This window comes from Bartonella harrusi, assembly GCF_024297065.1.
Classification (GTDB): domain Bacteria; phylum Pseudomonadota; class Alphaproteobacteria; order Rhizobiales; family Rhizobiaceae; genus Bartonella; species Bartonella harrusi.
This window is the reverse complement of sequence record NZ_CP101114.1, coordinates 776,632-788,752: the sequence shown is the minus strand read 5'-3', so window position 1 is coordinate 788,752 and position 12,121 is coordinate 776,632. Positions and strand designations below refer to the sequence as shown.

The 12,121-nt window shown below is 41.6% G+C and carries 20 protein-coding genes, 1 tRNA gene and 2 pseudogenes; 16 read left to right on the top strand and 7 right to left on the bottom strand.

Features of this window, described 5'->3' with window-relative positions:
• The 3 genes from NMK50_RS03625 (at position 1) to NMK50_RS03615 (ending at position 982) form a co-directional block, all read left to right on the top strand.
• Positions 1-228, top strand: a complete 228-nt coding sequence (locus tag NMK50_RS03625) for a hypothetical protein (RefSeq protein WP_254770907.1) — start codon at positions 1-3, stop codon at positions 226-228.
• Positions 229-351: 123 nt separating this feature from the next.
• Positions 352-630 carry a type II toxin-antitoxin system RelE/ParE family toxin gene (locus NMK50_RS03620; protein ID WP_241438006.1) on the top strand — a complete coding sequence of 93 codons (279 nt, stop codon included), beginning with the start codon at positions 352-354 and terminating at the stop codon, positions 628-630.
• 10 nt (positions 631-640) lie between these two features.
• On the top strand, positions 641-982 hold the full coding sequence (locus NMK50_RS03615) for a HigA family addiction module antitoxin (protein ID WP_241438005.1): 342 nt from the start codon (positions 641-643) through the stop codon (positions 980-982).
• Positions 983-1,048: 66 nt separating this feature from the next.
• On the opposite strand, the gene NMK50_RS03610 is transcribed toward NMK50_RS03615, so the two are convergent.
• On the bottom strand, positions 1,049-1,597 hold the full coding sequence (locus tag NMK50_RS03610) for an antA/AntB antirepressor family protein (RefSeq protein WP_254771146.1): 549 nt from the start codon (positions 1,595-1,597) through the stop codon (positions 1,049-1,051).
• A 356-nt stretch (positions 1,598-1,953) separates the two neighbouring features.
• On the opposite strand from NMK50_RS03610, the gene NMK50_RS03605 reads away from it, so the two are divergent.
• The 8 genes from NMK50_RS03605 to NMK50_RS03570 are packed head-to-tail and all read left to right on the top strand — an operon-like array spanning position 1,954 to position 8,297.
• Positions 1,954-3,345 (top strand): phage tail sheath subtilisin-like domain-containing protein, encoded by a 1,392-nt coding sequence (locus NMK50_RS03605; RefSeq protein ID WP_254769775.1) that lies wholly within the window; start codon positions 1,954-1,956, stop codon positions 3,343-3,345.
• Positions 3,345-3,851, top strand: a complete 507-nt coding sequence (locus NMK50_RS03600; RefSeq protein WP_254769776.1) for a phage major tail tube protein — start codon at positions 3,345-3,347, stop codon at positions 3,849-3,851. The genes NMK50_RS03605 and NMK50_RS03600 overlap by 1 nt, the downstream gene beginning before the upstream one ends.
• Before the next feature lie 2 nt (positions 3,852-3,853).
• Positions 3,854-4,138, top strand: a complete 285-nt coding sequence (locus NMK50_RS03595) for a phage tail assembly protein (RefSeq protein ID WP_254769777.1) — start codon at positions 3,854-3,856, stop codon at positions 4,136-4,138.
• Positions 4,063-4,251 (top strand): GpE family phage tail protein, encoded by a 189-nt coding sequence (locus NMK50_RS10585; RefSeq protein WP_374112203.1) that lies wholly within the window; start codon positions 4,063-4,065, stop codon positions 4,249-4,251. Before NMK50_RS03595 ends, NMK50_RS10585 begins: the two co-directional genes overlap by 76 nt.
• A complete protein-coding gene (locus NMK50_RS03585; RefSeq protein WP_254769778.1) occupies positions 4,248-6,383 on the top strand; it encodes a phage tail tape measure protein in 2,136 nt (711 codons plus the stop codon). The genes NMK50_RS10585 and NMK50_RS03585 overlap by 4 nt, the downstream gene beginning before the upstream one ends.
• Positions 6,384-6,388: 5 nt before the next feature.
• Positions 6,389-6,769: a phage tail protein gene (locus NMK50_RS03580; protein WP_254769779.1), complete on the top strand. Its 381-nt coding sequence runs from the start codon at positions 6,389-6,391 to the stop codon at positions 6,767-6,769.
• Positions 6,766-6,990, top strand: coding sequence for a tail protein X (locus NMK50_RS03575; RefSeq protein ID WP_254769780.1), 225 nt, complete (start codon positions 6,766-6,768; stop codon positions 6,988-6,990). The genes NMK50_RS03580 and NMK50_RS03575 overlap by 4 nt, the downstream gene beginning before the upstream one ends.
• A complete protein-coding gene (locus tag NMK50_RS03570; protein ID WP_254770906.1) occupies positions 6,987-8,297 on the top strand; it encodes a phage late control D family protein in 1,311 nt (436 codons plus the stop codon). Before NMK50_RS03575 ends, NMK50_RS03570 begins: the two co-directional genes overlap by 4 nt.
• Before the next feature lie 68 nt (positions 8,298-8,365).
• Here the strand turns inward: NMK50_RS03570 and NMK50_RS03565 are convergent, their stop codons facing one another.
• From NMK50_RS03565 to NMK50_RS03550, 4 genes and pseudogenes are all read right to left on the bottom strand, one after another.
• A complete protein-coding gene (locus NMK50_RS03565; protein ID WP_254770783.1) occupies positions 8,366-8,677 on the bottom strand; it encodes a helix-turn-helix domain-containing transcriptional regulator in 312 nt (103 codons plus the stop codon).
• A gap of 12 nt (positions 8,678-8,689) precedes the next feature.
• Positions 8,690-9,013, bottom strand: a pseudogene (locus NMK50_RS03560) (type II toxin-antitoxin system RelE/ParE family toxin).
• A gap of 56 nt (positions 9,014-9,069) precedes the next feature.
• Positions 9,070-9,396, bottom strand: a complete 327-nt coding sequence (locus tag NMK50_RS03555; protein WP_254770784.1) for a type II toxin-antitoxin system PemK/MazF family toxin — start codon at positions 9,394-9,396, stop codon at positions 9,070-9,072.
• Complete coding sequence (locus NMK50_RS03550) at positions 9,393-9,617, bottom strand: antitoxin MazE family protein (RefSeq protein ID WP_254770785.1); 225 nt, start codon at positions 9,615-9,617, stop codon at positions 9,393-9,395. The genes NMK50_RS03555 and NMK50_RS03550 overlap by 4 nt, the downstream gene beginning before the upstream one ends.
• A gap of 185 nt (positions 9,618-9,802) precedes the next feature.
• Between NMK50_RS03550 and bgtA the strand changes: the two genes are divergently transcribed.
• The 5 genes and pseudogenes from bgtA (at position 9,803) to NMK50_RS03525 (ending at position 11,558) form a co-directional block, all read left to right on the top strand.
• A complete protein-coding gene (gene bgtA / locus NMK50_RS03545) occupies positions 9,803-10,465 on the top strand; it encodes a gene transfer agent endolysin BgtA (protein WP_254770786.1) in 663 nt (220 codons plus the stop codon).
• Positions 10,462-10,690: pseudogene (locus NMK50_RS03540) on the top strand (hypothetical protein). Before bgtA ends, NMK50_RS03540 begins: the two are co-directional and overlap by 4 nt.
• Complete coding sequence (locus tag NMK50_RS03535; RefSeq protein WP_254770904.1) at positions 10,623-10,829, top strand: hypothetical protein; 207 nt, start codon at positions 10,623-10,625, stop codon at positions 10,827-10,829. Before NMK50_RS03540 ends, NMK50_RS03535 begins: the two are co-directional and overlap by 68 nt.
• A complete protein-coding gene (locus NMK50_RS03530; RefSeq protein ID WP_254770903.1) occupies positions 10,822-11,040 on the top strand; it encodes a hypothetical protein in 219 nt (72 codons plus the stop codon). The genes NMK50_RS03535 and NMK50_RS03530 overlap by 8 nt, the downstream gene beginning before the upstream one ends.
• Before the next feature lie 125 nt (positions 11,041-11,165).
• On the top strand, positions 11,166-11,558 hold the full coding sequence (locus NMK50_RS03525; protein ID WP_254770902.1) for a helix-turn-helix domain-containing protein: 393 nt from the start codon (positions 11,166-11,168) through the stop codon (positions 11,556-11,558).
• A 90-nt stretch (positions 11,559-11,648) separates the two neighbouring features.
• On the opposite strand, the gene NMK50_RS03520 is transcribed toward NMK50_RS03525, so the two are convergent.
• Positions 11,649-11,725: transfer RNA gene (locus NMK50_RS03520), tRNA-Arg, on the bottom strand.
• A 37-nt stretch (positions 11,726-11,762) separates the two neighbouring features.
• On the bottom strand, positions 11,763-12,068 hold the full coding sequence (locus tag NMK50_RS03515) for an ETC complex I subunit (protein ID WP_254770901.1): 306 nt from the start codon (positions 12,066-12,068) through the stop codon (positions 11,763-11,765).
• Positions 12,069-12,121 lie beyond the last annotated feature (53 nt).

Here is a 12,121-nt window from a genome sequence, read left to right as displayed (position 1 = left end):
ATGGAATATGCAGTTGTTGAAAAGGGTGTGGTAACAAACATTATTATTGCCTCAGAAAATTATGTTCATGCCTTTGATGGTGAGGCAATCCCCTCAAGCGAAGCGCAAATCGGCTGGACTTATAAAGATGGGGTGTTCTCTCCTCCCATCATTGATAAAGAAAACAATTCTTTGTCTTCTGAAAGGGTTGAGACAGACGCATCAGTAGAATCTATGAAAGAACGATAAGAGAAAGATTGACCAAATATAGGCGATAAGGATTTCTAGCAGGACATTTATGTTTTTTCCATTTTAATATTTATATTGTAAGCTATTTGTTGACACAAGTGGTTTTTTACGCTATATAAAGTAATGATTAAAACGTTTAAAAGCAAAACACTAGCAGAATTATTCAAAACGGGAAAATCATCTAAGATTGATAAAAGACTTATAAAACGTATCATTATTCGTCTTGATCGTTTAGATATTTGTGAAAGACCAGAAGATATGAATCTTCCAGGGTTTAACTTTCATTCTTTAATCGGATATTCACCTACCCGTTACACTGTTCACGTTAATGGACCATGGTGTATCACTTTTGAATTTGACTCGTGTAATGCTTACCGTGTTGATCTTGAACAATACCACTAAGGATACAGTTATGAATGACATTCCTGCACAAAGAGACAAAAACCGTTGTCCTACTCATCCAGGAGAAATTTTAGCAGAAATTATTCCTGAAACTGGCAAAACAAAGTCAGAAATTGCACAAATGCTCGGTATATCACGCCAACATCTCTATGATATCCTGAATACAAAAAAGCCTGTCTCTCCTTCTATTTCTGCTTGTCTTGGCAAAATGTTTGGTGATGGAGCTTCCATATGGTTACGTATGCAAGCCAATTATGACGCTTGGCATGCAGAGCGTGATATTGATGTTTCTTCTATTCCAACACTAGAAGCTAGTAAAAAAGTCAATGTACAAATGGACCATAGTTGTTAATAAAATAGATAGAGCTTTTATCACCTCCCCGCCCTTCAAGACGAGGAGATGATATTATGTTTTAATCTAAGCACCTTTTGCAACAGGGTTTGCTAAAACACGTTTGGCTTCTTCAATAAGCGTTTTATAATGTTTACTCTCTTCTGCTAATGTGAAGGCTTTAACAAGATGCATATGGAGAGGTCCATAAATGTAAACAGCCTTTTTAGTAGGGGACATTTTTTCCCAATCTTTTGGAAAAGAAAAACGTGTATCATTATCATAATCAACAGCTTGGTTTCTTAGTTTCTTTTCACACTCAATAAAGTAACGACGAGCTTGCTTACCTTTCTCATTTCTCTCAACCATAGAAAGTTCTTTCGCCATATCTAGAGTGATAAGATAGTTAATTGCTGTAACAGCCCTAGATTTTGTGCTTCCCAATTTTGGGAACCGCAAATCTTGTGTTTTTATAAAATCTTTTCCCTCTTCAAATTCATATTGACGAATACGATCTGTAATCCAAGTAGCAAAGCGTTTTCCTATTTCCAAAAATATATGTAATTCGCGTGCATTGACGGTTTGAACAGTTTCTTGATCAATGGTTTGTTCTGTAATTTTAATAAGAGTGTTCATCATGAACTCCTTGTTGATAAATGTTTGTTAATGACACTCAAAAAGAGTGCCGGGTGCTAACAAACACGGCAACAAGCCCGTCGTTATGCCTTTCCCCCGAAAGGGTATTGTATAGCATAACCACACCCGACAAAGCTATTATATGCGTGTAACATATAACGAGTCAAAGTCTTTAATGTACAGAAGACTGATTATTTCGGTAACCAATCCGCTTGTTGTTTTCAGGTGTTTGTTAAGCACCTTTTTATGAATCTAACGGTTTTAAAGTTTTTGTCAAGTCGTTCTCAAGAACGGTTTTTTGTCTCTCATTTTTTCCCATTCATTTTCATTCACCAATCATGCAAAGGAGCATCATAATGACAACAGGTTTTTTACACGGTGTTGAAGTTGTCGAGGTGGACGATGGAACGCGTCCCCTTCGTGCGGTTCAATCGGCAGTTATCGGCATTGTCGGCACAGCACCCGATGCCGATGAACAGGCTTTTCCCCTCAATACACCGGTGTTGGTTACCGGTTCACTTTCACAAGCAGCAAAACTGGATAAAACAGGAAAACGTCAAGGCACCCTACCCAATGCTCTTGATCTTATTTTTAAGCAAGTGGGTGCCATTGTTGTTGTCGTGCGTGTGCAAGAAGGTGATAACGAAAATGCAACATTGACCAATGTTTTAGGCGGTGTGAACACCAATGGTGCTTATGAAGGTGTGCATGCTTTGATTGGAGCACAATCCCTGCTTGGACAAACACCACGCATTCTGATTGCTCCAGGCTTTACCCATAAACGCCCCGTTAGCCTTAGCAAGATTGATGTCACCAACAAAGGCAGCGGTTATACCCAAGCAACTGTTAAAATTGCCGGCGGTGCAAAAGCAGAAGCAATCCTTGCCAATGGACAAGTAACCTCGATTGTTCTCAAGGACAATGGCTTTGATTATCAAACCGCCCCCAATGTAGTGATTGAAGGTGATGGCACTGGCGCAACAGCAAAAGCCGAAATCAGTGCAACCTCTAATCCTGTAGCAGCAGAGTTGATTGGCATTGCCGAACGTCTGCGCGCTATTGTGGTCATTGACGCACCAAACACAACCGATGAAGCAGCTCTTGATGCTGCAAAGGATTTTGATTCAAAACGCGCTGTTATTGTTGATCCTTTTGTAAAGGTGAATCGTGATGGAGAAATCATAGAACAGCCCGCAAGTGCGGCGGTTGCTGGTGTCATTGCCAAAACAGATTTCACACATGGTTTTTGGCATTCCCCTTCAAACAAAGTGATCAATGGCATTGTAGGAATTACCCGCCCGATTGATTTTTCCATTGGTGACAGATCAAGCCGTGCCAACCTTCTCAATGAACAAAACATCACAACAATTATTCGTGAGAATGGTTATCGTCTTTGGGGCAATCGCACCCTTTCAAGCGATACAAAATTCGCTTTCTTATCCGTTGTGAGAACCGCGGATATGATCAATGACGCCATCTTGCGTGGGCACATGTGGGCGGTCGACCGCAATATCAAAAAAACCTACATGAGTGATGTGAGTGAAAGCGTCAATGCCTATTTGCGTGATTTGAAAGCACAAGGTGCCATTCTTGGTGGGCAGTGCACGCCTGATCCAGAGTTGAATACAGCAAGCGCCATTGAGAGCGGCAGAGTCTATTTCAATGTTGAATTTACACCAACAACACCAGCAGAACATATCACCTTCCGTTCACGCATCATCAATGATTACCTAGAGGAGATCTTTTAATGACTGTACCCGTTTTACCGAGAGTTCTAAAATATTTTAACATTTTTGTTGATGGCATTCCCTATCAAGCAAAATGCGAAAGCGTGACGCTGCCAAATTTAAGTTTGGTTGTTGAAGAGTATCGCGGTGGTGGCATGGATAGCTCTCTTGAGATTGATCTTGGCCTTGAAACACTCATCCTCACTATGACCATTTCTGATTGTTCTCCAGAACTGATGGCACTGTTAGGGCGCTCTGATGTGAACATTTCATTGCGAAGTTCAATGCAAGCACAAGGCACACCAGCAGAAGGTGTTGTCATCACTATGAGGGGGCTTTGCAAAGGCTTTGAAATGGCAGAATGGCAACCGGGAAGCAAAGCAACATCCACTGCTACATTTACATTGCAGTATTTCAAATATGTCCAAAAGGATGTTGAAATTGTTGAGATAGATGTCCTCAACTTAATCAGAAAATTCAATGGTGTTAATCAATTAGCAGAACATAAAAACTTTTTAGGAATATAAAAATGACCATACAAACAAGCATCACGCATCAATTGCTTATCCCTGTGACCTTTGAAGGAAAAGAGCATACCACAATTACCTTACAGCGCCCCAAAACAAAAGATGTGCAAGCAATCGACAAAAAGGAAGGTGTTGAACAAACAATTGCTATGGTTGCACGCCTTTCTGGATGGCCCCATGAAGCTGTTGGGGAACTCGATATGAGTGACTTATCGAGCATTGGAGAAATTTTAGAGTCTTTTATCAAGCGGCGGGATACCTCGACTGGGAAACCGCCGCTCAACTGATAGCGGACATTGCCATTGTTTTTCATTGGTCCCTTGCAGACATGATGGAAATGGATCCGCAAGAATTAATCTTCTGGCGAAAACAAGCAGCAGAAAGGTATAAATCAAAATGAGTGAAAAAGTTGCTGATGCAAAGGTAAAATTGTCTCTTGAAGACAAACTTACCGCGCCTCTTAAACATCTTCAAAAAAGATTTGATACATTGTCAAAAACACTCTCCCATAGATTGAGTATCCCTCGCTTTTCTGCTGCAGTCAAAAATATGACATCACGTTTGCAAGGCGTTCAAAGTGCCCTTGGCACAGCGGCAAGCCGTGCTTCACTCTTTACCGGTGCTTTAGGGCTTGCCGGTGGAGGTCTTATCGCAAGTGTCACCGCCGTCACCATGAAAACCATGCATCTTGGGGATAGTCTTCATCACGCATCACGGCATTTAGGCATGAGTGTCACAGCGCTTCAGTTATGGGGGGATGCGGCAGACAATTCAGGATATTCTGCTGAACTTTTTCAACAATCCTTAGCAACTTTAAATAGGCGTTCGGCACAAGCATATGCCGGACAAAAAAGAGGCATTATGGGGTTTGAGGCACTTGGCATTTCTGTCAAAGATGCTTCTGGAAAACTCAAATCAAACTCTACCTTGTTAGAAGAAATCACCGACAAGATGAGTAAAATGAAAAATCAAGCGCAAAGACAGCATATTGCTGCTCTGCTGTTTGGTGGTGATGGCAAGGAAATGGCAGCCATGCTTGCGCAAGGGATGGCACCCATCAAAGAGCTGTTTGCAAAAGCACGGAAAGGAAAATGGTTGATTGGTGCCGATGTCGCACGCTATGCCGCAGATCTCAGTGATAAGCTTGGTGCTTTTAAGAAAAAAATAGGCGGTATCGCGCGCTTTATTGGCACACGCTTTATGCCTATTCTCAACGATATGATTGACAGTTTTTCAAAACTGATTGATGAAAACCGTGATCTCATACAAACAACCGTTGCTGGATGGGCTAAAACCTTAAAAAAAGTCTTTCATGATTTGCTTGATCCTACCTCTGATTTGAGAAAAGGCATCAGTGATCTTACCGAGAGGATTAAAGGCTGGTTTTTCTGGATGAAACCGCTTGTTGGTGAAATAACCCTGTTAAAAGTAGGACTTATAGCACTTGGTTGCTTTATTTTTGGTCCACTCATTGCCGCATTAGCTGCCGTGGGCGCATCTTTTGTCACGCTTGACTATACAATCATGACAACTCCTATTGGTTGGCTCATTGGTGGTATTGCGGCACTTGTTGCACTCTATAAATATTGGGATAAAATCAATGGTTGGGTTGCTGCTTCTTTAGCCGCAGTTGGAGCAGTTCTTACCGGAGCATTCATTGCGGCAATGGCACCAGCTGCCTCCACAGTTGCTGGTCTTGCTGTAACTCTTGTCACTTCACTTATTCCAGCAATAACTGCCGTTGGTTCTGCTTTTATATCGCTTGGGGTCGCAATCATGACCACTCCCGTAGGCTGGATAATCGGGGACATTGCGGCGCTTGTCACAGCTGGATATCTGCTCTATAAAAACTGGAATACAGTCGTAAATTTCATAAGCAAGTTATGGGATTCTTTTGCCAGTTTGTTCAGTAACACTTTCAGTAAACTCTTTACGCTCTTTAAAGAGTTTTCACCCCTCTTCTGGATAGCAAAAAAGGTCAACGCATTGATTGATTGGTTGTTCGGCGTCAATTTAATGGACGCAGGGGCTCATCTGATTGGCAGCTTGTGGGACGGCATCAAAAGCCAATGGACCGCTCTATGCAATTGGTTTAGCGGCATGATAAGCAAATTAACCAGTTGGATGCCTGATTGGATGAAAGAAAAACTTGGTTTCAATGTTTCAATCAACAAAACTTCAACAGAAACGATTAAAACCTTTACCGATGAAACCAATGCACGTGCAAAAAGAATAATGGATACCGCTGTTGTCACCAAGTCCCCCTTTGGACAAAGCAACAGTGGTTTTAATAAAGGGGCAATTGCAACAAAGCATATAGAAACTCCCAATGCAAAAGCAGATGCCTTCAAAGCTCCCAAACCAATTGCGGGTCATAAAGCTGTTGAAGTAGACGCCCGTGTAACCATTACAAATCTCAATATTTCAGTGCCAAATGGTCTCAAAGATGAAATCAGAGACGCTGTCAATCAAGCCCTTGAACGCTATGCCAAACAGCAACGTTTGGCGATAGCCTCTAGCCTTTCGGATTAAAGACCATGATGCTTGCTTTGGGTGGTTTTATTTTTTCAATTGAAACAGCAGCCTATCAAACTCTTGATCTGTCTTATGGCGTGCCATGGGTCGAGCAAGGACGATTGGGACGAAAAGCGGCTCTTCAATTGCCTGCTGTTGCAAATGCGGAATTTTTCTTAACGGGTGTGATTTATCCAGACTTCAAAGGTGGGCATGGACAACTCGAATATTTGCGGCAAATCGCCCATCAGGGACCTCACATTCTTGTAACAGGGCAAGGCAAAATTTTAGGCAAATTTGTTATCCTTTCCGTGGAGGAAAAGCAAAGCGTTTTTCATCATAACGGTGCCCCCAAAAAACAAGAATTTACAGTAAAACTGAGAGAGTATGGTGAAGACCTATGAGTGATCTTTATAGAACAAAACAAGGCGATATGGTTGATGCCATTTGTTGGAAATATTATGCCAAAGGTCAACAAGCGCTTGCTGTCGAACGGGTCTATGCAGCAAATTTTGGGCTTGCAGACCATGGACCCATTTTGACAGCAGGCATCACAATCATTTTGCCCTCCCTCCCCTATCCCAAGGCCACACCGGTGATGAGAATTTGGGGCAGCAAATCATGAAACCTTTTTGCATGGTTATGGCAAATGGACAAGACATCACCAAAACTCTCATGAATTATGTTTTATCAATTGAAATAACCGATGAGGCAGAAGACAAAAGCGACCGTATCACCATAGAGCTTGATGACCGTGCACGCAATAGTGATAATGGCTTTCTTGATATACCCCTCATTGGAACAGTTCTTTCCGTAACACTTGGCTATGAAAGCGGCAAAATACGCGATATGGGAGCATATCTGATAGATGAAATCTCTGTAAGCAGTCCACCGCAAAGCTTAACTGTTACAGGGCGCGCCGCAGCAATGAACACGTCTTATAGAACACCCAAAAGCCAATCTTATCACCAGCAAACACTTGGCCATATTGTTCAAGAAATCGCACAGCGTAATGGTTACACCGCAAAAGTTGACCCTTCTCTTGCAAAAATTGTTGTGCGTCATATTGATCAAACCGCTGAAAGTGATATGGCTTTTGCCGCCCGCCTTGCAGAGGAATATGATGCGGTAGCAAAGCCTGTTGATGGTAAGCTAGTCCTTGCCAAACGGGGAGAAGGCAAAGCCATCACCGGCGAGACACTTCCCGTAGTGGTTCTTCATGAGGAACAGTGCACCTCTTGGGATTTTAAATACAGTGCACGGGATGAAGCAGGTGCAGCCAATGGTTTAGAAACGGATGATGGTGAGGACCAAAAAGCCGCAGCGGATGCACGTGCACCAGAAGAGATAGAGGAGGATGAAAACGCCATCCATATGGATGAAAATGATCTACCAGAACCATCTGAACCAGAAAGAGGAGAAAAAACAGAAAAAGAAGCGGAGAAGCAAGAACAAGAGAAAAAAGGCGGCGTTATCGCAACCTATTATGATCTACGCAGTGGTGAAAAGAAAGAAGTCAAATCCGGTCATTCGCCGTTTCATGAACTCAAATATACCTACCATAATCAATCAGAGGCTGTTGCAGCTATTGCCGCTTATCGTAACAAATCGTCACGGGGGAAATCTTCTTTCTCCTGTGATATTGGTGGTGATCCCTTTGTGCAAGCAGAGGCAAAACTTGTTCAAGATCCCCCTTTCCGTCCTTATATACCAGCAGAATGGCGCATCAAAAGCGTCAAGCACAAGCTTGATAAAACGGGTGGTTACACCACAAAAATAGAGTGCGAACTTTTTGATGAAGGACAAGAAGATGCAGCTGGAATTGTTGCAAACACAACGCCAGATAAGGATGATACTCTTGATCCAAACGCTCCACAAAATGCATATGATGAAGGTGAAGGCGTCATACATATGGATGAGGGAGATACATAATAAGCTACCATGTTTTGCTATAAAACACTGTTGTTTAAAAAGACAATTAATACACTCAATACAACAGATTAAACGTGTGGAACTGGTCGTTCAAGAGGCTGTACAGCTAAGCGAAATCCCATGGTACGCAGTAAAGCATTCAAGCTGCGAAACTCTGGATTGCCTTTTTCTGAAAGTGTACGGTAAAGCTGTGTGGGATTCAAGTTGGCTGCTTTAGCTACAGCTTGAACACCACCATAAGCTTTAGCCATTTGGCGAAGTGTTACAAGCAATTCACCTTGATCACCATCTGCTAGGATTGCATCAAGGGTAGCTGCTGCTATCTCAGGGTCATCATAGAAAATTCCCGCCATTGCATCATCATGGTTACAGTCTTTTATTTTTGCACTCCTTTAATCTTCACGGTTTTGCCAATCACGCCAGAAAGCACATGCGCGAGTGATATCAGTATCTTGTGTTTTTTTGCTACCGCCGCATAATAGCAACAATACGGTCTTTCCAGACTGTGCATAATAAACTCGGTAACCAGGACCAATATTAATACGCAGTTCATGAACACCATCACGAAGCGGCTAAAAATCGCCAAAGTTTCCTTGCTCTAAGCGATTAAGACGGCGAATAATAGCAGTTTTAGCCTGTACATCACGGAGCTTTCGCAGCCAATCAGTTATCAAGTTTTTGCCATCAGAAGTAAGGTAGTGACGTATTTCAAACATGATGTATATTCGTTTATAAACGAATATTTGTCAAGACAAAAATGTCTTCACTATTTTCATTTTACTATTCCCAAAAACACAGCCAAACAGCGTTCAATTTCTACCATTTTATCTGCATGAATAGAACCGAAAGCTGGGCTAACCTTTTCGCATCTTACCGTCATGATCTTATCAATCATCACTTGTGAAAGCTTTTGTAAACCATTTTTGGCATCTGGTTGAATAGTAATGCGAAGTAATGGCGCTGCAATAAGTGTACTTGTAATTGGTAAAACTGTTACGCTTGTATGTTCACTGAATTGATTGGCTTGAATTATTAATGCAGGTCTTGGTTTACCAAAATCACCCTGCATCGCTATTGTTACGAGAGATCCACGCTTCATTCTGTCCAGCCATCAACTTCCACTAAAGATTGATCCATAAATAATTGCATAGATGTATCTGTTTTATCCATTTTTGCTACCAAGCGACACTGCCGGCGGCACTCTTCTGCAAAGTTTGGTTGGCGTGTATCTGGTACCCAAATTTGCATCAAGCGCAATCCTGCTTTCCTTTGTGCGTTACGATGTTTTTGAACGCGTTCATTGACGTGCATTGTAGCCATAAGAAAACCTCCACTATGTTTCATGTAACGTATAACACGAAAAAAAGTTACATGAAACAAAAATTTAATAATCTTCGCGGAAATGCCCCCGTTACATCGTAAAATATCATCCTTTAGAAGAGGAAAGAGATCAACCTTTTAAATCCAGCTCTGCCTTGTGTAGAGCTTTTTTTATGGAGAAACCTATGAGAAAAATATCATCAGAAGGACTTGCACTTATTAAACAATGGGAGGGCTTGCGTCTACACGCCTATAAAGATGCCATTGGTATATGGACCATTGGTTATGGGCATACAAACGCTGCTGGAAAACCCTTTGTTCATAAGGGCATGACAATCACTGAAGAACAAGCCGAAGAGTTTCTTTGCCGTGATTTGCAACAATTTGAGAACACTGTTGAACAAGCCGTTCAAGTTTCCTTAACAGACGAACAATTCGCAGCACTCGTCTCCTTTTGTTATAATGTAGGAACAGCAGCCTTTTGCAATTCGACACTGTTAAAAAAACTCAATCAAGGTGAATATGAAGCAGTGCCCTCTGAATTACAGAAATGGACCAAAGCGGATGGAAAGCGCCTTCAAGGTCTCGTCCACCGGCGGACAGCAGAAGCAGGCTTATGGGCAAAAGGCGCTTATGTTTCCTCCAATTATCAACCAGTAGAAACCAAACAGCCAATGGGGATTTTCAAAGCAGAAGCCCTTGCCCCCATCATTGGTTCTTTCTCAGGACTTGGAGGTTTGTTAGCGGGCAATGGCCCTATCCAATGGGCATTGGCAACCATTATGGTTTTAGCCGCCTGTGCCGGTCTTTTCTGTGTCGCCAAACGCTTTCAGGAACACAAATTATGATCTTATGGATGAAAAAAAAATCTGATGCTAACAGGTGCGGCTTTAGCCGCTTTTTTTATGATTTTAGCAAAAGCTTTTGTTCTTGGCAAAAGAACTGAACAGCAAAAGCAAACAGAAAAGACTTTAAAGAGTGCGACAACACGGCTTGAGGTAGAAAATGAAATTAATCAAAAAAGTGATGCTGATGTGCGTACTGATCTCTCTCACTGGTTGCGCGACAAATAAAGTTGCTTCTTCTTGTGTAGGGTGGTTGCCGATATATTTGGAGCGCCAAGATCTCCACGCCATCAGTTCAAACTTAGCAAGAGAGATCTTAAAGCATAACAAGCAGGGTGAATATTTATGTGGGTGGAAACATGGCTAGAAAAAACACTAAAAAAAACACCGCGCTTACAGAAGCAGAAAAAGAAATGCTTCAAGAAATAATCATCACTTATCAAAATGTAAAAATGATGTCTCGTTTGATGAAGTGGATAGCCTTTTTTCTCTTTTTACTCATCCTTGATTTTGCTCGGATTATGGATGCGATAGACAATGTTTTTGCCCATTTAAAACAGTGGTTTTCAAAGAGTTAGTTCCTCCACATCTCTCTTAAAATAGTTTCCCTTTGAAAAGAAATCTTTCTTAATAATTGAGAGAAATAATTTTCAAATATGCTAGAATCAGGGTGAATGTTCATTTGTTTCATAGGATTTTTTATATGATTACACCCTTTGGTAAAACCTTACGCAAACTTCGCATAGATCACTCTGAACGTCTTTTAGATATGGCTAAGAAATTAGACATCTCTGTCCCATTTTTATCATCAGTAGAAATTGGCAAAAAATCTGTACCGGTTGGCATGGAAGAAAAGATCATAGAGGTTTACGCTTTAAATCAAGAGGCAGCCGCCCGTTTAAGGAGAGAATCAGATGCTTGTCGCAGCAGTTTTACCATCAAGTCGTCTGATCCCTTGTGTCGTGAAACCATTGGCATGTTTACGAGACTTTTAAAGGTTTTTTCACAACAGGATTTGGAATCCTTCAAAGGAATATTAGAAGCGATTAGAGAAGAGAAAAGCCAAAAAAATGTTCGTGTTGCGGAGGAATGTTAGAAAACCCTATTCCCTAACCTTTATTCATGTATCCCGCACCTTAAAAAAACATATGGAAAATCAATAAGTTATTTATACTTAAAGATTGAATGGCGATCCCGACAGGATTCGAACCTGTGACCCACGGCTTAGAAGGCCGTTGCTCTATCCAGCTGAGCTACGGGACCAACTGATCATTTCCCAATTCCTCATAACACCTTTCACTCAATGCGTCCAAGATTGCTGTCTATCGCTGCGAAAATTATCAGAATAAGAAACAGCACGCCGAATCAGCCTATGTGCTTTTTCTACACGATAGGGAATAGCATTCTTGCGTGCAAAAGCAATTGCCTCTTCTTTGTTATTAAATTGGATTCTTATCTGATTACTCATATCAGATGTCGCCGTATATCCCATAAGAGGATCACGCATCTTTTCCTGTAACGGCTCATATTGCAAAATCCAAAAACCAGTATTCCTCCTACCCGACTGCATTGCTGTCTTCGCAGGACTATAAATACGTGCGATCATGATCACTTTCCTTCAGAATACACAGGGCTTGAACGATAACCCTCCCATCACAC